Annotated in this window: 17 protein-coding genes, 1 tRNA gene, 1 pseudogene and 1 riboswitch; of the genes and pseudogenes, 10 read left to right on the top strand and 9 right to left on the bottom strand. The window is 44.4% G+C overall.

Features of this window, described 5'->3' with window-relative positions; genetic code table 11:
- Positions 1-339: 339 nt before the first annotated feature.
- Both hflC and hflK read right to left on the bottom strand, forming a co-directional pair.
- On the bottom strand, positions 340-1,188 hold the full coding sequence (hflC, locus tag F461_RS0108540) for a protease modulator HflC (protein WP_020000736.1): 849 nt from the start codon (positions 1,186-1,188) through the stop codon (positions 340-342).
- Entirely contained in the window at positions 1,188-2,267 is a 1,080-nt protein-coding gene (gene hflK / locus F461_RS0108535; protein ID WP_020000735.1) for an FtsH protease activity modulator HflK, read from the bottom strand. Before hflK ends, hflC begins: the two co-directional genes overlap by 1 nt.
- A 423-nt stretch (positions 2,268-2,690) precedes the next feature.
- Between hflK and F461_RS0108530 the strand changes: the two genes are divergently transcribed.
- From F461_RS0108530 to F461_RS0108520, 3 genes are read left to right on the top strand one after another with little or no spacing between them, the layout of a single operon-like run.
- Positions 2,691-3,110 (top strand): 4Fe-4S binding protein, encoded by a 420-nt coding sequence (locus F461_RS0108530; RefSeq protein ID WP_020000734.1) that lies wholly within the window; start codon positions 2,691-2,693, stop codon positions 3,108-3,110.
- Positions 3,111-3,123: 13 nt separating this feature from the next.
- Positions 3,124-4,878, top strand: coding sequence for an aldehyde ferredoxin oxidoreductase N-terminal domain-containing protein (locus tag F461_RS0108525; RefSeq protein WP_020000733.1), 1,755 nt, complete (start codon positions 3,124-3,126; stop codon positions 4,876-4,878).
- 47 nt (positions 4,879-4,925) lie between these two features.
- On the top strand, positions 4,926-5,432 hold the full coding sequence (locus tag F461_RS0108520) for a TPM domain-containing protein (protein ID WP_020000732.1): 507 nt from the start codon (positions 4,926-4,928) through the stop codon (positions 5,430-5,432).
- Between the two features lie 85 nt (positions 5,433-5,517).
- Here F461_RS0108520 and F461_RS19030 read toward each other — a convergent pair whose 3' ends face one another.
- The gene (locus tag F461_RS19030) at positions 5,518-5,997 is read right to left on the bottom strand and encodes a DUF1499 domain-containing protein (protein ID WP_020000731.1); all 480 of its coding nucleotides are present in this window, start codon (positions 5,995-5,997) and stop codon (positions 5,518-5,520) included.
- 296 nt (positions 5,998-6,293) lie between these two features.
- Between F461_RS19030 and rnhA the strand changes: the two genes are divergently transcribed.
- Together rnhA and F461_RS0108505 are read left to right on the top strand one after the other, a co-directional pair.
- A complete protein-coding gene (rnhA, locus tag F461_RS0108510) occupies positions 6,294-6,761 on the top strand; it encodes a ribonuclease HI (RefSeq protein WP_020000730.1) in 468 nt (155 codons plus the stop codon).
- Positions 6,762-6,979: 218 nt separating this feature from the next.
- Complete coding sequence (locus F461_RS0108505; protein ID WP_020000729.1) at positions 6,980-7,957, top strand: membrane protein; 978 nt, start codon at positions 6,980-6,982, stop codon at positions 7,955-7,957.
- A gap of 146 nt (positions 7,958-8,103) precedes the next feature.
- Here F461_RS0108505 and qrcD read toward each other — a convergent pair whose 3' ends face one another.
- The 4 genes from qrcD to qrcA are packed head-to-tail and all read right to left on the bottom strand — an operon-like array spanning position 8,104 to position 12,871.
- On the bottom strand, positions 8,104-9,369 hold the full coding sequence (gene qrcD / locus F461_RS0108500) for a menaquinone reductase integral membrane subunit QrcD (RefSeq protein WP_020000728.1): 1,266 nt from the start codon (positions 9,367-9,369) through the stop codon (positions 8,104-8,106).
- A 5-nt stretch (positions 9,370-9,374) separates the two neighbouring features.
- The gene (gene qrcC, locus F461_RS0108495; protein WP_020000727.1) at positions 9,375-10,139 is read right to left on the bottom strand and encodes a menaquinone reductase iron-sulfur cluster-binding subunit QrcC; all 765 of its coding nucleotides are present in this window, start codon (positions 10,137-10,139) and stop codon (positions 9,375-9,377) included.
- Positions 10,140-10,151: 12 nt separating this feature from the next.
- The gene (gene qrcB / locus F461_RS0108490; protein ID WP_020000726.1) at positions 10,152-12,224 is read right to left on the bottom strand and encodes a menaquinone reductase molybdopterin-binding-like subunit QrcB; all 2,073 of its coding nucleotides are present in this window, start codon (positions 12,222-12,224) and stop codon (positions 10,152-10,154) included.
- Positions 12,225-12,238: 14 nt separating this feature from the next.
- The gene (gene qrcA, locus F461_RS0108485) at positions 12,239-12,871 is read right to left on the bottom strand and encodes a menaquinone reductase multiheme cytochrome c subunit QrcA (RefSeq protein ID WP_020000725.1); all 633 of its coding nucleotides are present in this window, start codon (positions 12,869-12,871) and stop codon (positions 12,239-12,241) included.
- A gap of 505 nt (positions 12,872-13,376) precedes the next feature.
- Between qrcA and F461_RS17530 the strand changes: the two genes are divergently transcribed.
- Together F461_RS17530 and F461_RS0108475 are read left to right on the top strand one after the other, a co-directional pair.
- Positions 13,377-15,053: an ATP-binding protein gene (locus F461_RS17530; protein WP_020000724.1), complete on the top strand. Its 1,677-nt coding sequence runs from the start codon at positions 13,377-13,379 to the stop codon at positions 15,051-15,053.
- A 97-nt stretch (positions 15,054-15,150) separates the two neighbouring features.
- Positions 15,151-15,242: transfer RNA gene (locus F461_RS0108475), tRNA-Ser, on the top strand.
- 753 nt (positions 15,243-15,995) lie between these two features.
- On the opposite strand, the gene F461_RS0108465 is transcribed toward F461_RS0108475, so the two are convergent.
- Positions 15,996-16,322 carry a hypothetical protein gene (locus F461_RS0108465; RefSeq protein WP_020000723.1) on the bottom strand — a complete coding sequence of 109 codons (327 nt, stop codon included), beginning with the start codon at positions 16,320-16,322 and terminating at the stop codon, positions 15,996-15,998.
- A gap of 325 nt (positions 16,323-16,647) precedes the next feature.
- Between F461_RS0108465 and F461_RS0108460 the strand changes: the two genes are divergently transcribed.
- Positions 16,648-18,465 (top strand): methyl-accepting chemotaxis protein, encoded by a 1,818-nt coding sequence (locus F461_RS0108460; protein WP_020000722.1) that lies wholly within the window; start codon positions 16,648-16,650, stop codon positions 18,463-18,465.
- Positions 18,466-18,603: 138 nt separating this feature from the next.
- Here the strand turns inward: F461_RS0108460 and F461_RS17525 are convergent.
- Positions 18,604-19,627 (bottom strand): annotated as a pseudogene (locus tag F461_RS17525) (IS481 family transposase).
- Positions 19,628-19,926: 299 nt separating this feature from the next.
- Between F461_RS17525 and mntA the strand changes: the two are divergent.
- Both mntA and hepT read left to right on the top strand, forming a co-directional pair.
- Entirely contained in the window at positions 19,927-20,328 is a 402-nt protein-coding gene (gene mntA, locus F461_RS0108450) for a type VII toxin-antitoxin system MntA family adenylyltransferase antitoxin (RefSeq protein WP_020000721.1), read from the top strand.
- Positions 20,321-20,740, top strand: coding sequence for a type VII toxin-antitoxin system HepT family RNase toxin (hepT, locus tag F461_RS0108445; RefSeq protein ID WP_020000720.1), 420 nt, complete (start codon positions 20,321-20,323; stop codon positions 20,738-20,740). Before mntA ends, hepT begins: the two co-directional genes overlap by 8 nt.
- 302 nt (positions 20,741-21,042) lie before the next feature.
- Positions 21,043-21,221, top strand: a riboswitch (cobalamin riboswitch).
- Positions 21,222-21,251 lie beyond the last annotated feature (30 nt).

Here is a 21,251-nt window from a genome sequence, read left to right as displayed (position 1 = left end):
TTCATGCAAAAGTATCTAAAAATCTCGATAGCAAATTTCTAGATGGCTAAGAGATATTAATAGCTCTTAGTAGATGCAAACATTCTTTGTGGACGGATTTGTACCGATTTGTCAATGTGGTTGACTATGGATAATCATTAAAAATTGTAAATTAATGCGGTGCGTATTAACAATGAATTATCAATATGCTTTGCTTTGTGTTACGAAAAAAAGAAGACGTAAGTATTTTGAGAGCAGCTGAGAAGAAGATGTGTAAATTATATTCAACTAAAAACAATAATAAAAAAGAGTGTAACTGCATGGTTAAGCCTTGCTGTTACACTCTTTTTTTGTTGTTTTTTACTGCATTTCTTGAAGGAACTTATTGTCCGGTGTCACGATAATGCGAGTGTTGTTTTTAAAGCTGTCTTTGTAAGCTTCAAGTGATCGCTGGAAGTTGTAGAACTCTTCATCTTTGCCAAGCGATTCCGCGTAGATTTTTGTTGCGATTGCATCGCCTTGACCTCGGATGATCTCGGCTTCTTTGTTTGCCTTCGCAATAATGACTGTACGCTGTCTGTTTGCAAGAGATTTAATGGTGATTGATTCCTGTTGACCTTCAGAACGGTACTGCTTTGCCTGACGTTCACGTTCTGCACGCATACGTCCGAAAATAGCACGCTGGTTTTCTGGTGGAAGGTCGGTACGTTTAATTCGCACATCAACAATTTCGATACCGTATGCTTTAATCAAACTGGATGAACGCTTGGTAACCATTTGCATGATTGTGTCACGTTCAGTCGAAACGATTTCAGTCAATGTGTAACGACCAAGTGCTGCACGTAACTGGGAGTATACAATATCGTCTAGTCGTGCCTGTGCACCCGGAATAGTTCGCACGGTCTGGTAGAAGAGAAGAGGGTTCACGATGCGCCAGCGAGCGTAGTTGTCCAGCACAAGAGCTTTTTTGTCTTTTGTGAGGGCTTCTGCAGGCTGTGCATCGTATTCCAGAAGGCGCGAATCAAAGTAGATGACGTTCTGAATGAACGGAATTTTGAAATGCAGACCCGGTGCATAAACATTGTTGTCCGGCTTACCAAGCTGGAGAACAATCGCCTTTTCAGTCTGCTGAACAATGAAAGCAGATTGAAATACTACAGCGATAAGGAGAACCAGCAGAATTAGAATTGGAGTAGTTGTTTTATTCATTACTTACTCCCCTTCGTACTGCCGTCGCTGAGTGGTAAAAATGGAATAGTTGGAGTGACGCCTTTGTTAGGAACAATGACTTTGTTGACTCCGGAACCGCTGAAAACGCTTTCCATGGCTTCTAAGTACATTCTTTTTCTGGTGATAGATTTAGCCTGATTATACTCAGCAAGGATTGCAAGGAATCGTGATGCATCACCCTGAGCTTTGTTAACGGTAGACTCTTTGTATGCCTGTGCCTGGTTAACAATCTCTGCTGCGGCACCGTGTGCTTTTGGCAGAATGTCGTTACTGTAGGCCTCAGCTTCATTAATAATGCGGCTGCGGTCTTCACGGGCGCTGGCAACGTCTTTGAATGCGTCAACAACTTCTTTTGGTGGATGTACGTCCTGCATTTGCACAGCAACAATCTGGATACCTGCTTTGTAACGATTCAGAATATCCTGCAGCAGTTGGCGGCAATCGTTCTGAATTTTCAGTTTCCCTTCAGTCAAAGCGTTGTCAATTTTGTTGTGGCCGATAATTTCGCGCATTGCGGCTTCAGCGGCGCTTTTGACAGTGACGGACTGTTGAGTAACGTTGAAAAGGTAATCCACAGCATTGCTGATGCGGTACTGAATAATGAACTGAACATCGACGATGTTCTCATCACCAGTAAGCATGAGTGACTCCGCCTTGACGGTACGGGACTGTCCTTGCTGGAAAGATGATGCTTTGCCAGTAGAGCGGAACCCGACCTCAACACGACGAATTTGAGACACTTTAGGTTTATAAACTGTCTCAACAGGGTAAGGAAGATGGTAATGTGGTCCAGGTCCTGTTGTGGCAACATATTTGCCGAACTGGAGCACAACACCTTCTTCGTCAGGTTGCACAATGTAAATGCCTGATGCGAGCCAAAGAAGAACTACTAAGGCAAGAACGAACTTGCCCGCAGGAAAGTTAATTCCCCGGAGTTTCTTTAGGCCATCACCTATCGGGTCAGAATCATTTCCCTCTGGAGGTGTTCCACCCCAGTTTGGGCCATGACCCGATTGCCTCTGCCGCTTTTCTTGCAGTTTTTCCCAATCCCAATTCATAATATTTGAAATTTAGGGTAGTTGTCTTAATAGGTCAAGCAGCATTCCTCTAAACAGTGATAACTCACTGTATAAATTTCACTATAGGATTTACGTTGGTGTGGTTATAGGAGAATAAGTTGCTGAAAGTAGAAGAAAAAATTGTATGAAAGTTGTGTATACATAAAACAGACAGATCTCGGTGCGTAGATACCATAGTATGGTAAAAATGTGGTAACCTGCATATCTGGTTTCAAGCCGTTTCGTTTAACAGACAACATTACACTGCACAGTATGCACTGGCATGTTCTTTTGAAAACTATGTGAGAATAACATGTGAATACGTCGGGGTCCGGTTGTGAGAATATGAAGGCTTGAATGAATCGAACCGGCAGTAATAGGTGGATATGGTACCCCATCTGAAGAATAAAGTAGGTAATCAGCATGAAAAGACTTGAAGCAGTTCGTATGGAGCAATGCATCGGATGCCATTCCTGTTCATTGGCCTGCGCACGGCTAGTCCATAAAAAATTGTCATGGAATACGGCTGGAATTCGTATCTCTTCTGCCGGAGGATTAACAACCGGTTTTGAAGCTCATATTTGTGTGGCATGTGACCCCGCACCCTGTGCTGAAGTGTGCCCGACAGAAGCCCTAAAGCAACGAAAGGGCGGCGGAGTTATTGTAACGCATGATAAGTGTATTAAATGTGGCAAATGCGCAGAAGTCTGCCCTGTGGATGCTATTTATTATGAAACGGAAAGCGATTTGCCATATCTGTGTATTCATTGCGGGCGTTGTGTGCCTTTCTGTCCGCATAATTGTATAGAGCTGCGTGACATTCCAGCACGCGAAGAAGGGTAAGGGAGCCTGATATATGAAAATGGATCCAAACTTTTCCCGTGTATTGCATGTAGAGCTTACTACAGGCAAAAGCAGCGTGTTAATGATTGAAGACCGCCATATGCACATTGGTGGCAGTGGCCTTGCGGCTGTTTTATATGAAAGATACGGAGTACTCGACGCCCCTGCAGATGACCCGCGCCAACCGCTTATTTTCGCAATTGGCCCCCTTACAGGGTTTTACCCGTTAATGAGTAAAGTCGTGTGTGGTTTTCGTTCTCCGTACTCCGGAGAGTGGGCAGAAAGCCATGCCGGTGGCCGTCTTGCTTTGTCTATTCGTTTTGCGGGATACGATGCTTTGATGATTACCGGTAAGGCAAAGCAGTTAAGTGCCCTTATTATTGGTTCACGTTCCTGTGAAGTGGAAGGTGTGACATACCTTCGTGGAAAAGATGTCTTTGCTACGGGTAAGTTCTTGCGTCGTTTTGGTAAAAAAAATTCAGGACATCGTTCTGCTATCCGCATAGGTCAAGCAGGAGAGCGTGGTGTTGCCTACGCTTGTATCAATGTAGATTCATTTCGTCATTTTGGCCGTCTGGGTTCCGGTGCAGCCATGGGCTTTAAGAACCTTAAAGGTATTGTCGTTTCCGGAGACGGGGCTTTCGACCTTCCTGAGGGAAAAGCCTATGCCGATATGATGAAAGATATTTATCAAGATATCACTGAAACAGGTAAAATGAAGAAGTACCATGACTTAGGTACTCCACAAAACTTGATTCCGTTGAACGAATTACAAGCGCTCCCATGGAACAACTTACAGAAAACGCACGACGACCGTGTGGACAATATTTCCGGTGAAACCTTTGCAAAGCAGCTTCTGCTCCGGCAGGTTGCATGCGCAGGGTGTCCTGTAGGGTGTATTCATATTGGGCTGTTGCGACAGCAGTTTGCAAATGAGCATGAGTTTCTCTACAAACAAGTGTCCTATGACTACGAACCGATATTTGCGCAGGGTAGCATGCTTGGTATTACCAGTGCCGCTGATGTACTTGCCTTGTTAGATGAAACAGAAAAACTTGGTCTTGACTGTATGAGCGCAGGTGTTGCTCTTGCATGGGCAGCAGAAGCTACAGAAAAAGGTATTGTTTCTAAAGAAGAAACCATTGTTGATCTCAAGTTCGGAGAGATGAAAGGCTTCCTCAACGGGCTTAAATTTATTGCTACTGGTGAGAATGCATTCTATCAGGCGCTTTCCCGTGGTTCTATGGCTGCTGCAAAGCTATATGGTGGTGAAGAATTTGCCTGCGTTCTCGGGCAGGAAATGGCAGGTTATGCAACTGGTGAAGTTTTCTTTGTTGCCTCTGCCTATGGCTTCCGTCATTCGCATCTCGACACTGGCGGGTATGCATTTGACCAGAACAACACAGAAAAGAATGCCGGAAAAGCTGTTGAGTTTATGCTTGAAGATGAGCGTGGCCGAATTTATATTAACAGTATGATGGGGTGTCTTTTTGCCCGTGGTACTTACGGGCCGGAAAAGTTGAAAGATGCGTTGACTGCCGCAGGTTTTGGCAACATTGCCGATAACCTTGAAGCTGCTGGTAAGTATATTCAAAAGTTGCGGTGGCAGTTAAAGTGTAAAACTGGATTTGATGTGGATGCAGTTAAGATTCCGAAGCGTTTTACCGAAGTAGTTACATGGAAGGGTGGAATTGACACCGGGTACATGGACGAAGTAGCAACACTGTATGCCACGGCCATTAAAGAGATGGCTTATGGCAAAGAGTAGATAACAGCCTGCGGAGCGGATAGCGCTGCAGTAGAACCGGAGAGCAGATGGGGTTTTTTAGAAATAAACGCGGCCCGTTAGTCCGCGCCAACTCTTCTGGTGAATTTTTTTTGCGTGCGATGTTGCTGGTTGCAGTCTTCGTAGTAGTAGCCGCAGCATTTTGGTTTCAGACTGAGTATAGTTTCAAGGAGATTCGCTCTCGGGGAACTGTGTATGATCAGACAGAAACGCTGACGGCAGCCCAAAAAACGGCATTGCGTGAGTTTGCCTCGGCGCTTCGGGAAACACATGGGTTAAAGTTACGTGTTCAGGTGCGCAATACTCCGGTGGTTCTGCCGGCTAAGCTGGACACGAAGACTGTATTTATCGGCATTAATCCGTATACCCGTCAGGTGCTTGTAGAATTTCCTCCGCTGCTGCGTAAGGCGTTGGGAGCAGATTACATGTACCATCTGCAAAATGAATACTTCATACCGTATTTTGAAAAGAACCAATGGCAACTGGGATTAGCTACAGCGCTTCAAAAATTATGGGATGACATGGGCGGGAAATAGCCTGCCAGATCATACTGCTAATTGATCAGACATAAAAAGCGGCAGGCCACATGGCTTGCCGCTTTTTTCATTCTGTGCAGACCGGTTACTGTAAATATAGTTTTTTAAAAGAATTGTAGCGTGCTCTATTGGCTCCAAAGTCAGACTTTCCGACGCGGGAAGCAGACCGGAACTGCACGTTTTGTGTTTTTGTATCAATATAGAACTCAACATCATCATGATATTGCATAATGGGTGTAACGAAGACTGCATGGATATAGGTATCATTTTGCGTCACAATCGAGTTGTTTCCCATTTCCTGCAGGCACTGTAATATTTTTTTTTTAGTTTCCTGCACAGAACCGGTCATAGGTAGTGGGGAGACATACTTTGATTCGATATCAGTCTGGCTGGAAACAGCATTCGGTGTCTCAGGCATGGAGGCAAGTTTTCCGTTTGTAACACCAAGCTTCTCAGTAATATCAGCAGAACGCGTTCCGAGTTCTCTGAAAAAGAGAAGGCTTGCAAGCAGCAAGGCACAGAAGATGATGAATATCCATTTAATGAGTCCTGTGGTATGAAGCATTCTATTCCTCATGATATTGCTGTTCATAGAGTGCGTGATTGTAATCACTGGCGCATATTATAGCCGAAGTAATGCACCTTGTCCTGAGTATATCCGGAACAGGGGTTGGTGTATGCATGTTTTTCATACTGCATTTTCAAAGTGCATTACGGGATGTGTAATGAGAGGCTCTGAAAAAAGCTAGCCGTGCGTCATTTTTTATGTTTCATACTGAGCATACGTTGATTCATGTTTTTAAAAGGCATGGTCGTTACGTACAAATTTTTCAATCAACATAATATGTGAGAACTTGGTATATGAAACATATTTTGCTTTATACAGACGGCTCCTGCCTTGGAAATCCGGGCCCCGGTGGCTGGGGAAGTATTCTTCGGTTTGGTGATACAGAAAAAGAACTTTCAGGCGGTTTTGCCCTGACCACCAACAACAGAATGGAAATTCTTGCTGTAATCGAAGGGCTAGCTGCGCTTAAAGAGCCGTGCAAAGTCGATCTATATACAGATTCTCAGTACGTTCGTAACGCTGTAGAGAAAAAATGGCTTGTAAACTGGCAAAAGAATGGTTGGAAAAACGCTTCAAAAAAGCCGGTGAAGAATAAAGACCTATGGCTGCGTTTGCTCCCGTATCTTGAAAAGCACGATGTTACCCTGCACTGGGTGCGCGGACACAGCGGGCATCCTGAAAACGAACGCTGTGATGATCTCGCTCGCGCAGAAGCGTCCAAGTCTGATCTGCCTCGCGATGAGGGGCACGAAGAGTCTTAGTTTTTGATGACTCGAGTGGTTTCCATGGGCGGGTTACGAAACTTTCTACAGAGTTTTGCTTGTTTTTAGGGCCGTTGGAGCAGAACAGTAAAAAAAGTTCATAAAGGCTCGCAGATAAGCTCTGTCGGCAATTCGTTCGTCGATAAGGTCAGCCATTTGGGCTGAGCTAGCTTGTGATTGGATTTGTGATTGAAGTAAATTATGGTAAAGAGTTCAGTATGCACACTGAACTCTTTTCTTTTATGGACTTCGATGTACTTTGGAATGGGCTTTGCCGCCCGTTACTGAGACTTATTCTTTCTATTTCGCTTGGTCTGGCTATAGGCAACATTATTGAAGCGTTGCATTGGGGCCGTTTTCTCGCAAAGGTGTCATCACCATTGGTACGCATGGCGCATTTGCAGGATGTCTCCGGTGCAGCATTTACTATGGCTTTCTTTTCGAGCATTTCGGCAAACTCGTATCTTGCTGAGCAGTATGAGCAAGGAAAAATTGTTCGTAAGGAACTGTATTTCTCAAACTTGCTGAACAGCACTCCGGTGCTTTTTCTGCACCTTCCGTCACTTTTCTTTCTTGCGGTACCTTTTCTTGGTAAAGCCGCGTTCTGGTATGTAGGGATAATTGTTTCTGCAGCGTTGTTCCGTACAATCGGAACCGTTATTGCGGGACGTTTCATCCTTCCTCCAACACCTGAGGGCTGCGTAACCTGTGAGCTTGATGATAATGCTCCAAAGGATGCCAAAGAGGTGTTTCAAAGAGTAGTCTCACGATTTATGCGCAGAATCAGGCGAGTGTTGCTTGTAACAATTCCTGTGTACACAATTGTTTTTATGTTAAATCGCTTCGGAGTGTTTGAGGCGTTAAATGATGTTATTGGCGGAGATAACGGTTTTTTGCCGTTTATTAATCCAGAAGCTGCGGGTGTACTTATTCTTAGCTTAGCAGCAGAAATAACAGCTTCTATGGCTGCTGCAGGTGCGCTTTTAACTGACGGATCGATTCAAGCAAAAGATGTTGTGCTGGCTTTACTTGCCGGCAATATACTTTCGTCGCCAATGCGCGCGCTGAGGCATCAACTTGCAACTTATATGGGGATATTTCCGTCACGCCTCGCCCTATGGCTTATTTTCTGCAATCAGAGTGTGCGCGTTGTCTCGCTTGTTTTGTTCACACTTGCCTACTATTTCTGGGTATAGTTTTTCGCATTAGGATATGTCTTCGGCAAGTTTTTGACGATTTTTTTTGTAGATAAAACTTGCAGATTCAAAACGAAGAACCCCGGCACGGGTGGGGACCGGCCGGGGCTCAACTGACTTTAAGCTTACCTATCTGAAACTAAGCCCTAGTTGGACTTAGTCGCATTCAAACTACGTTCCTGCGGGAACACCGGCAGGTAACGGTATGACAGGCTGAGAATAATAGCACCGTAGGCAAGTACGAGTGCGCTTGCACCCCATTCTGCCCAGTTTGGTGCGTATGTTTCCCAGGTGTCGAAAGGCAATACCGGCATCGCGAGAGCCTGAACCGTAAATACGTAACGGTTGATAGTAATGCCTGCACAATCGAGGAAAGCAGCGGAGTAGAAGAGAACCGGGTTGTTGCGAAGTTTCGGTGTGAGTAAAATAACACACGGAATAACGCCACAAAGGAACAGCTCTGACCACAGGAGCCACTTGCCGTAGATTGTCTGGTAGAAGTTCTGGTCAAAAGTGAGACCGGAACGTGGCAATACATCTATTGCCCATGCGTAGGTGTCTGCAAACTTGAATACAAGGTATACAAGCAGCATTGCACCAGCAATTTTACCCATAAGGGTTTTAATTTCCCAGCTAACCAGTTTCTTGCCAGTCATTTTTTCCATGATAGTTGCGATAAGCACGGTAAATACCGGACCGGAACCAACTGCGGAAATAACAAAGAGGAAGAAAGTCCAAGGCCAGATGAAGAAACCATCACGGAGTACGTAAGGACGGCCAAAAAGAACGCCGTACATACCACCGAGTGAACCCTGGTGGAAAGTGGAAAGGAACGCACCGATACCAGCAAACAGAGGCATCCAAACGTGCAGGTTATGCGCGATGTGATGCAACACTGGAATCTTGTTAAGTTGTTTTTGTTCGAGGATCAGCGGTACATACTCGATGATCAGAACAATCAAGTAACAAGTAATACAGAAAATAACTTCTGTAAGCATGGAGTGTACGTTCGCATGCCAGTAACCGAACCATGCACGAATCGGCTGACCAACGTCGAGCACGAGAATGAGCATAGCACCGGAGTAGCAAATAAAGCCGATAATAACGGTGAGGTTGATGATGTTTTTCAACGGATCAATATTCAGAATGTATCTGAGCAGACCAGTGAAGAACGCACCAGCACCGAGAGCAATAACGGCAAGGTCAAAGGTGATCCAGAGACCAAAGCCGAAGTAGTCATCAAGGGCTGTAACGCCAAGTCCTTCCGCGAGCACTCTGAATGCAGCGTAAAGACCCCAAAGAGCTACAGCACCGACAAGTCCCATCCAGATTGAAAACTTCGTCAGAGAGCAGCGTGATGTGCCTTCCGGGAAGAGTTCATGATCTGCAGGAAGAGAGTAGTTCTTTCCCATGACTGTTACCCCTTAACCTTTTCGTCTTCCAGATAGTTATCGAGCTGACGCAGAACCCATTCACGGCGGCTTACGTAGTAAACCTGAGTGTGGGCACCAAGACGTTCGAGCAATCTGTGAGCGTGTTTGGAGCTAGCAAGCTTAGCTACTTCATGTTCTTCGTTGTTTAGGTCGCCGAAGGTGATTGCACCGTTAGGACATGCCTCGGTACAGGAAGTAACGTATTCGCCTTCAGCCAGATCCATAGGATCACGACCTTCAACGATAGCTTTATCTTTTGCAGCCATCCAGCGGTGGTGACAGAAAGTACATTTTTCTACAACACCGCGAGGACGTACAGATACGTCAGGAGTAAGAGCTTTTTCAAGTCCACCAGGCCATACCGGATCACGCCAGTTAAAGTAGCGTGCGTGGTAAGGGCAGGCAGCCATGCAGTAACGACAGCCGATGCAACGAGGAGTTACCTGGCTGACGATTCCGCCTTCTTCGTTTTTGTCAGTCGCGATAACCGGACAAACAGAAACGCAAGGCGGATGACCACACTGCTGACAAGGGCGAGGCAGGTAGGCTACGTCGTGTTCAGGGTAAGGTTTACCGTTGGACAGTTCGTAGACTGTGATCCAGTTCATTACTTTGATTTTATTGGAAGCATCGGCAATTGGTGCAAGGTTGTTTTCTGCCTGACATGCAACCATGCAGGCACCACAACCGGTGCATTTGTCGAGGTCAATTGCCATGCCCCATTTTATAGTGAATTCTTTAGTTTGCATGACGCTCGTCCCTTATGCCTTGCTGACGTTTACACCAGCAACGTTCCAGACAGATTGTCCGGTGCCGGCTTCATAACCAACAGTCAGCAGCTCCATGACGTTTTCGCCTTTGCCTTTGCTGAACTCATCGAACGCGGTGTGGCCAAAGCCCATCAGCACTGCAATGGTATTTGGCATAACGCCTTCAAAAATGTTCACACGGGCCTGGATGCTGCCGCTGGAATTACTGAGCTTAATACGGTCGTGTTTTACCACGCCGAGCTCACGCGCTGTTGCTCCGTTCATCGCAACATACATTTCGTTTTTCTGGAGTTCCCAACGACGAATTGTTTTGTTGTTGTACGGTGGAATAGCGGTGTTCGGGGTGCCGAGGCTCAGTTTCTGCACAGGGGCAATGCTTAGCTTTGCAGCCTTAGGTGCAGCAGCAAGTGCTTTACCTATTACGTCTGCGGCAATGCGCAGATTAGACTGTTCTGCAACAGCATCACTTGTAAAGAATTCGCCTTCCATCAGGCTGTCCCAATCAGCACCTGCAGCTTCTGCTTTCGCCTGAAGAATTTCTTCAAACGTAGCGAAACCAAGATCCATGTTGAGCTGAGTAGCAACACTCAGAAGCACGTCAGCAGCAGGCTTGCCGTCAATTACGCAAGGCGCAACAGGACGAGCGAGACTGTAGAATGCCTGACCGATTCCATATGGTGTTTCCACGTCATCGAAGCGTTCAAGACCGAGCGGAGTAGGCAGAATAAGGTCACAGGCTTTCGCAGTTTCATCAAGGAAGCTGGTGAAAGCAACTTTAAATGGAACCTTATCCATTACTTTAGCCATAGCTGCAGGCTGAGGCAGACCGTATACTGGGTTTGCTTCGTAGAAGACCATTGCACGCGGCTTGGAAACTTTTCCTGCACTGATGCGGGAAAGGTAGGCCACGAGGTCTTTTTGAGCGCTTTCAGAACGATCCATGCCGGAAGCAATAACTTTCGGTGCCAAAGGAAGAGCTTTTACGCCGCCTTCGCGACCAAAGCTACCGAGCAGCATGTTAACTGCGGTTCCAGCAAGAACAGTTGCAACGCCTGTACCCTGACCGAATTCAGAACCGGTAAGAACAACAGGACGCTGAGCTTTTGAAAGCTCTGCTGCGATTGCTTTAAGCTTAGCAGGAGCAACTCCAGCGAGCGCAGCAACCTTTTGCGGAGTGTACTGAGCGGCAAGCGCTTTGAACTCTGCAAAGTCTGGTGCGTTAATTGTAGCACCGGATTTGATAAGCAGATTTGCAATGCCCATTGCTACGATTGCTTCAGCACCGGATTTTGCTGGTAACCATTCGTCTGCGCCTGCAGCAGTGTTGTTCTGCACTGGGCCTGCGTAGACAAACTTAACAGTTGGTTTTTTTGCAGCGGGGTGGGACTTTTTAAATGCTGCGCGGTTGCGAAGCACTGTGCCCCAAGACTCAAGAATGTTAGCACCGATAGCAAACACGTAGTCGCTATTTTCGATGTCGTAGCCAAGCTGGCCTTTGCCATTCATGCTAGCAAAAGCAAGTGCTGCTGGCTGAACCTCTGAAGGCATAACATAGAAGTCTTCGGAACCACTTTCTTTCGCCATACCGGAAAGAAGTTCGTTGATTGTACCGGTTTCGTCACCAGATACATAAGCAACTTTGGAACCTGCTCTTCTGAGGTTTTCTTTGAGCATTTTCTCTGCTTCTTCCCATGAAATCGCAACATAAGCGCCATCACCGGCATGCTTAAGTGGACGTTTAACACGGGAAGGAGAGTACATAAGCTGAACTTCTGCTACAGCGAGGGCTGTGATGCCACCCATGGAAAGCGGGTGGTTATCATCTGGAAGTACGCGTACAGGACGCTCTCCAACCAGACGAACTTTCATGCCCGCAGCGGAAGGACACAATTTACTGATTGTTGAAACGTAGGAGTTTGCACCATCTACATTTCGTGGAATCCAGGACCAGTTCTGAGTCCAGATACTCGCGTCATCAAGGAGCTTCCAAGGTACGGGAGTAGCCAGAACACCAGTGGTGGCGCCTGCAACAAACTTAAGGAATCCTCGTCTATCTACTGCCATTGGATACTCCCCTTTTACTTATGACAGACGAAGCATGCGTTGTTGGAACGAGTAACGCCAAAGTGCTCTGGATGAGCATGGCAGCGTTCACATTGCCACATCTTCATGGTCTGTTTGCTGTACTTGGTCAGCTTGTTTTCATAGTAAGTCGGGGCCTTGTCCATATTGGCCACATCAATGTGACACTGGGAGCAGAGCTCGGTTTCTTTGAAGTCATGACAAGAGTTGCATGATTCCAAAGAGTGAGCAGCATGACTGAAGAAGACGTTATCTGGCTGTGCTTGATACACATGCCATTTAACTTCTTTACCGGTCTGAACATACTCCTTAATGAAGCGTGCTTCTTCCGGATCTTCCCCGAGTGGTTCGTCGCTGTGACATTCGGCACAGCTTTCAGTTGTCGGAAGGCCGGCAAAAGTGCCGTCTTCACGGAAAGAATGGCACGCAGAACATTCCATTTCTGCGTCTTGAATATGCACCTTATGGCTGAAATTAATAGGCTGTTCCTGTTCTGAAAAAAGCAGTCCAGGGAAAGCCCACCAACCAAAGATGAGTGCCACTACCAGACCTACGAAGAACGGGGCCGCGCCGCCAAATTGGCGTGACGTACTGTTCCCGTCGGCAGGATGTAAAAGCCTCTCCTCCATAACCCTTCGCCTCATAGCTGGTTTAAAATATTGAAAAAAAGCCCACATTACCACACCGCTGTGTCTACTTCTTAGGGGCAATTGCGTCAAGGTGAAATTTTTCACGAGCGGTAACTAACCCTTCTGAAATGTACACATTTAGCGAGTGTGACATACCCATTAACTCTGTTTCTAAAACATAAAAATAAAGTTTTTGATACAAAAAAAACCACTGGAATCTTACTGTTTGAAAGTGCAAACAGTGTGGAATAATTATATAAAATAGATTGTTATGAGGTGAAATAGAGTAAAATAGTAGTTTTTTAAGGCTTGTGCAAAAAATATTTAGTTTGTTCTTTTATTGTAGAGAACACTGGAATTAGCAGTACGTTATCGACTAAACTTCTTACCAGAAGACTGGTTGCTAATTATGTCTGTGAATGTCGTATAATATGAAGATTTTTTTTTGAAGGTATGATACTGGATAGAGTGATTTCATGTATATGTGCAAGAAGTGGGGGCGCATGTGGATAAAGATATAGATAATTGCATGTTGTTGAGTCCTATAACGGGCAAAGACCGATGTATGTTTGATCCGGTTGATTTGACGACAGCAATTGAAAAAATTGTCGAGCTTGAAGCATATTCTGCTAGTCTGGAGCAGGAAGCAGCGGCAGCGAAGCGTGAAGCATCGTTGCTGAGGGATATATTGCGCGCTGTCCCCGTTGGTGTAACCGCTTATACGGACGACGGAAGTATTGCGTACTCCACTGCTGCATCGGGCGATCCAGTCTGGGGAGAGATGAAGACTGAATCGTGTTTGCACAATGGCAGACGCATACATTCACTTCAAACAGCTCTTGCTGAAGGCGAAAGTCAGATAATTACGGAACGGCATCCCACTACAGGTGTGCACCGCAGTATTCAATATATTCCTTTGTCGTCGGAGCAAGGTGCACCATTACTACTGGAATGTACTAGTGAAATACCGCGTGAAGTAGAAATGACGCATGAGCTAAGAGCTGCTAAAGATTCCGCTGAGGCGGCAGATAAAGCCAAAAGTGAGTTTCTGACAACAATGAGTCATGAGATACGCACTCCAATGAATGGCTTGCTTGGTATGCTTGATCTGGCGCTTGATACAGAACTTGATGCAGAGCAGCGGGAATATCTTGAAGCTGTTGAAAATTCAGCAGAGTCGCTGCTTGTTCTAATCAACCAGATTTTGGATTTTTCAAAGATTGAAGCGGGAGTTATGGAGGTAGACAGGCAAGCATTCAGGCTCCGAAAGCGTCTTTCTGCCCTACGTACAATGTTTTTCCATCGTGCAGAAGAGCGTTGCTTGAATTTAGTTTTTACTGTTCCTGATGATGTGCCAGATGTAATCGTAGGTGATTTTTCTCGAATCAGACAAGTGATAGTTAATTTGCTTGATAATGCTTTGAAGTTCACTGATGCCGGAACTGTTCATCTAGCTGTTGAACTGGTAGAGTTAAAACATGAGTGGGCTCAGTTACGGTTTTCCATTAAGGATAGCGGAATTGGTATTCTCAAGGAGCATCAGGAGGCAATTTTTGAGCGTTTTGTCCAGTCTGATAGCTCCGTGTCGCGGCAATATCAAGGAACTGGACTTGGGTTAGCCATTTGTCGCAAGCTTGTTGAATTAATGGGAGGCAAGCTTGAGGTTACCAGCGCACCGGGAGAAGGTGCAGAGTTCTTTTTTACGCTCCCGTTTCAGCTTGGTAAGCTAAATGAGCGAGGCGAGGTGGCAACTCGGGAAAATGCTCTGGCTAAACCAGAACTTGGCAGCTCTAAGAAAGTTCTTGTCGTGGATGATAATGCCGTGAACCTAAAATATATGGATATTTTTTTAAAAAAACAGGGCTTTGAAGTTGATCTTGCGACGAATGGTATTGAGGCACTGGAAGCGGTAAAGAAAGAGGCATACGATGTGGTGCTAATGGATATCGCCATGCCGCAGATGGATGGTCTTGAAGCAACACGCAGGATTCGTGAATCAACGTCTTTTTGTGTGCGATCAGACGTACCTGTAGTGGCTATGACAGCACATGCCTTAAAAGGTGACAGAGAAGCTTTTCTTGCCGCAGGAATGAATGAGTATGTTGGAAAACCTATTAATCCCGATAACTTATTGAGAATTTTGTTTGGTTTGCTTCAATGCTCAGATTCAGTAACGTATTAGTGGTTGGATAAAAATTTAAAAAGAATGCGATAAGTGCTTGCACTTTGAATCGTAATTCTCTATACAGACCACCTCTGCTTCGCAGAGAACATAACACGGAGAGGTGGCAGAGCTCGGTTGAACGCGGCGGTCTTGAAAACCGTTGAAGGTTTGCGCCTTCCGGGGGTTCGAATCCCTCCCTCTCCGCCATGATATTAAGCCCTTACAGTGAAAACTGTGAGGGCTTTTTTTGTGTCTTCTGTTCAGGAATAAGGTTTGTGCCCCACATCTGCCCCGCATTTTTTTGTCATGTCGTGTCAATTTTCCTGAGGTTCTGAGGCGTAGCCCTTGTGAAGGATCTTTCCTGTGGAGTGCTGCTGAACAGCTCCTGCGTTATTTTCGTCTCCAAAGAGATCATTTGAACCAAGTGTTAAAATAGACTCAGTACGCTTTTTAAGGCTTCGTATAACATCGGTTGTCCATATTTTTAATTAATAATATTGGTTTGTTGTTTAATAATACCAGCTTGTTGTTGGCCTTTGTTTTCAGTTCTATCTATACTTGGACTCTCAGGTTTTGCTGTGTCAGCTTCAAAATTGAAAACCTTGTCTGATTTTCAAGCTAATTTTTCTAGAAAGAGTTCAAGGAATCCTTTGAATTCTTTTTTGAGCCCTTTATCTTCTTCCTTGTGCTTTTTCATCAAGTCTGCAACTAGTCTTTTTATACCCTATTCTTGTTAATCTTTTTACAAAGAGTCTAAAAATCTACTGAGGGCAATCTTGTTTTTCCCTTAGTGAACTTTTGATTTTCTTTTTTAATCAGAGTTTCAAGAATGGTTTTGTAGATTAGTACAATTTTCTTACGTACCTTGAATGCTGCTAAGGCTAAAGAAAGTGTACAGGAAAATGCTAAGAGAATATTGGAAGAGGTAATTATTCGAAGTGGTAAAGTGAAATATTGTAATCAGTGACTTGACTGATTGCTTTTAAAGTCTTTTAGATCAATTTCGGAGCTGTTGCGAGAATAAGCAACTGATACTTCAGGTTTACCATAATTAAGTGCATTAGTTACAACGTTGAAATTTTCGAGTCCTAGAAAAATCTTTCGGGAGTGCTCGTTATCTTTTTGAGTTTCAGCGGATAAGTCATGACTATCTTGAATTGTTAGATTAATGAAAAATGCATTTTCTTCCGAAATTATCGTAACGCGTTTAGCAAATCTACTACCAACCTTATCTACCACCCCAATATTATTGAAGACGATATTTTGGCTCGGTGTGAGTTTGTCCATAACACTCTCTGCTATAGTTGAATGGTCTTGGATAAGTACGTCTTTAACTTGTTGGCCTGTAGTTGGGCTTGGATAGTCGATTTTATATTGGTGAGGGTTAGCTGGGGAAAATAGTAACTATGGGGGGTGATTCTGCTACAAAATTAAGGGTAAAGTCCTATTGGGACGTGCTTTGCAATATTTTCCATTGCCATATGATATAAGCACTGGGTTATCGTGATAAATATACAACAATGGTCGAATGTCTTAGGGGGACTACTCGTTGTAGTATTTAATTTGGCAAAATTATTGGTCAATCTTTAACAGAATATAGAAGTAAACTACGATGTTACGAAAATTTAAAATCGCTACTAGAATTCAACTACTTTTCGCCTTGCTTCTACTTTCACTTGGGGGATTGCTTTTTGAATACTGGCAAGCGTCCAACATGCTCATGGATACGAGCTCGGTTGAAGTAAATAAAAGAATGGCCATTCAGGAAAAAGAAAAAATAACTGCAGCAACAACAATCCTTTCCAGCGCGCTTGCTGCTTCACTACAAAATGTATCGGATCCAGCAGAGCAGGAGAAGATCATTCAAAATGCCTTTACCAGAATTCGTTTTGAAAAAGATAAGTCTGGTTATTTTTATGCATACAGGGGGACTACTTGTGTAGCTCATGGAGCTAATACATCTTTGATAAACAAAGACCTTAGTCAACTGAAAGGACCAGACGGAACCTATATTATTCAGGAATTATTCAAGCTGGCTAAGGCCGGTGGTGGCATTACAGAGTTTGACTGGAATAAACCGGGGGAAGGACTGCAACCTAAAATTGGCTCAGCGCAGTTTATTGATGGAACAGACATTTGGATTGGTACTGGCATCTACATGTCTAATATATTGAAGAACCAGATAGCGTTTAAAAAAAATCTGATGAGTCTTGCCCGTCCAAGAATCATTTTTGTCGCAACACTATTTGGTATTTTTCTTATAGGTATCATGTTCCTTTGTGCCTTTATTATCCGCAGTATCTTAAGACCACTCTCGACTGTTACGAAAGGGGCAAAAGACATCGCAGCTGGTCAGCTTGATTTGCATATACCTACAGACGGAACTGATGAACTATCAGAATTAGCTGTAGCAATGAACTTGATGTCGAAAGAACTTGTAACCGGTCATAACGATTTGCATAGAGCAACTTTAGATGCACGGGATAAAGCACAGGCCGCAGCATTAGCTCAAAATGAAGCAGAGAAAAGTAGACAGGATCTTCAAACTTCATATGATGAAATTTTGCGTACAGCTCATACGTTAGAGCAAGCTGCTGTCGAGAGTAAATCAATGATGGATACTCTTACCGGTCACATGAGTACTGTAGGCGAAAAATCGTATGATCAAATCAATCAGATGAGTGAAGTTGATCACGCAATGGATAACCTCCACCAAGCAGCAATTCTTATTAAAGAACTTGCTAATCAAGCCATGTCACAGGGCAAAACAGAGCTAGAAACTGTTCGTGAAGGTTCCCAAATGATTGAAAAGTCTCTTTCATCCATCAAAGCTGTCCACAAAAAAGCTAACATGTTGCAGGAGCAAATGAGTCAGCTTGATCGTCAGGCAGAATCCATCAACCAAGTCATGGTGGTTATTTCTGATATCGCTGACCAGACAAACTTGCTTGCACTCAACGCCGCAATTGAAGCAGCAAGAGCGGGCGAAGCTGGCAGAGGGTTCGCCGTTGTTGCTGATGAGGTGCGCAAACTGGCTGAAAAAACAATGGAAGCCACTAAAAAGGTGGATCACACGATCTCCGGCATCCAGCAGGCAACTCAGGTTAATGCGCAATCAATGGATGGCATTGCACAAGATATTACTGAAACAGCAACCCTTGCTGAGGATTCAGGGGAGCGCTTTAAGCGAATAGCTGATGGTGCAGAAACAACATATGATCGCTCATTGCAAATTTCTGAAGCTGCAGACAGGCAAGCTAATGAATATGCACAGGTTTCATCTGCGTTAGTGAAGATGGAAAAAATAGTGGCAGCTTCCGGAGAAGAAGTTGAAGGGGCAACACAGGTAATTACAAATCTGGAAGAAACAACCAATCGGATTACAACGGTTACAGAAGAGTTGCGTCTCCACGCGAACACTGCCTCATAGTAATATTGACTAATTATAACTAAGAAGCCCCGAAGTTTTGTATGGTTTGAACCATAGGATTTCGGGGCTTTTATTTATAACGTGTAGTGGTTCATACTTGATCTGACACATAGCCCTTTTGACCGACCACCTGTCAGTTTAATTGAGATTTACAACATGTTGCGTCCAAAGATGCTTTGCATCCATCATAGGTCCAAATGGCGTTCTACCGCAACACATTTTGCCTTGATGCGTTCTCTCGGTGTTATATTCAAGTAGCCACAGATCAAGATCTATCTGCAATTCATCAAGGCTTGAGTATACTTTTCGTCTGAAGGCAACCTGATAAAACTCGTTCAAAATAGTTTTGTGAAAGCGCTCGCAGATCCCATTGGTTTGCGGGTGTCTTGCTTTTGTTTTCGTATGCCTAAAAATAGCTGGTAGTCGTGCTGCTTTAGATTCCACAATACTCTGTGCCACGATCTGTTAGGATACGTAACATACCCATTTCTTGCTCTTCAAAGGATGGAAGAACCTTGTCGTTGAGCATGTCTACGGCTGTAATAGGTGTCTTTGTTGTATATAGCTTCGCTGCGGCCCATTTTGAGTAAGTATCCACAAAAGTCTGCTGGTAGATACGACCAGCGCCTTTAATTGTGCCCACATAAAACGTATCCTGACTTCCAAGATAGCCTGGGTGAGCAGTTTCGATTTCGCCATGGGCAACATCATCATCTTTCTTGCGTTCGAGCACTTGCACCTGTGCCTCAGTGAGCACTATTCCTTTTTCCGCAGAGAGCTTCTCAAGCGCTGTGAGTCGCAGTTTAAAATTATGCAAGTCATGCCTGACCCAAATAGAACGAACTCCAGAAGGAGAAACAAAAATCCCTTTCTTACGCAGCTCGTTGCTTGTTCTTGTCTGTCCATGCGCTGGATAGGAGGTTGCGAAGGCTACTACTGCGTCCTCAACTTCTTTTTCAACACGGTTCTTCAGATTCGGCTTACGCCGAATTTTATCAAAAAGTGCTTCAACTCCGCCTTCTTCCTTGGCAGCCTGATACCGGTAGAAGGTGTCGCGGGAATACCCCATCATCTTGCATGCCTTGGATATGTTTCCAAGTTCTTCTGCTAGGTTAAGAAGTCCGACCTTGTGCTTAATAACGTTTTGGTTGTACGTTGTCATAAGGTTCTCCTTTGGGCATGGTACCCGTTTTGGTGGTCTTCTGATTATTCATCAAAAGGGAGAACCTCTTATTTTTCAAGAGGAAATGTCAGATCAAGTCGAAATTCTTACACGTTAATATATTATACTCTGGGCTCTGTTCCTTGTTGTTTTTTGCAGATTACGAATCGAACTTACTATAATGTTTGAGGCCGCTTTGGAATTTGTTGGCAACGTATGAAGGCAAAAGGCTAGCCTCGATCTTTATTGCCTGCTATTCTTGCGCGAAGCATAGGGAAATTATTAACTCAGGCGTAACAATGGATAAGATTACACTTAAAAAGAATATAGCTGGCGTGCTGGCTGCACATAAAGAAATTCAACTAGGCATTGTCTTTGGCTCTGCTGCTGCGGGGACGATGCGTGCAGATAGTGACGTAGATGTGGCTGTGTTTGCCTCTAAACCGTTATCTGTTTCGTTGCGCCTAGATTTGATTGCAGAGTTGAGCTTGGCTCTTGGCCGCGAGGTTGATGTTGTGGATTTATATTCGGCCGAAGGAGTAATTTTGCACCAAGTTCTTACAAAAGGTGAAGTTGTTCTAAAGCGTTCTGATTTAATTCACGCTATGTTGATTAAACGAATGCTTTTTGATCAAGCAGACATGGAACCGCTACGCTGTCGAATTGTTGAAAGCCGACTGCAGAGAGGATTTAATGGATAAAGAAGTTGTTCAGCAAAAATTGCTTTTGTTGCAGCGCTGTATCCAGCGAGTTAAGGAGAAAACTCCTGCTGAAGCTGAGATACTAGAAGCAGATTTTGACTTACAAGATATCGTTGTACTCAATCTGCAACGTGCCGTGCAGATAAGTATCGACATTTCGACTCATATTCTTGCGGATACTTTGTCTGTGCCATCGACGATGGCGGAAGCGTTCCTTTTACTTCATCGTGAAGGAGTTCTCAGCAAAGATGTGGCAAAGAGCATGTCTCGTAGTGTTGGGCTTCGGAATGTAGCTGTTCACGAATATACAAATCTAGATTGGGATGTGGTACACGCTGTTGCTTTGCATCATCTTGATGACTTTATTCACTTTGGAGAGGAAGTAGTGTCATGGCTTGACGTTCATGACTAATTTTTCCAAAGTTGTTTACTCGCCTATTTATGAGTAACTTTGTGAGTAACAGGCAAAGACGAATTGAAAAATATATTTACTGATGAGAGTTTTTGAGGACAATGTGCTTCCCTCCCTCTCCGCCATGATATTAAGCCCTTACAGTGAAAGCTGTGAGGGCTTTTTTTGTGTTTAACGAGTTGAGGTGACAAGTTTTTGCAACTTGTATTTTTAGGGGAAAGCTTTTTTTAAGTTTTAAGTCTGCTGATTATTACGTTGCGAAGAAAAAAGTTGATTTTGTTTTTAACAACTCCTTGCAAAAAAAAGAAAGTGCATATATTAATAAATCTCGATATAAGCATTTATGAAACGGAAGACGGTGTAAATCCGTCGCGGTCGCGCCACTGTAACCGGATAATAAGCTGCTCTAGTCACTGTTGAATGCGGGAAGGCTAGGGAAAAACAGACCGGAAGCCAGGAGACGTCATAAATGCAGGAGCACGACTGTCTCGCGATTGGACAGGCATCCGGC

This window comes from Halodesulfovibrio aestuarii DSM 17919 = ATCC 29578 (assembly GCF_000384815.1).
Classification (GTDB): Bacteria; Desulfobacterota; Desulfovibrionia; order Desulfovibrionales; family Desulfovibrionaceae; genus Halodesulfovibrio; species Halodesulfovibrio aestuarii.
The sequence above is the reverse complement of the archived record's forward strand: the minus strand, read 5'-3'. Positions and strand labels throughout refer to the sequence as shown.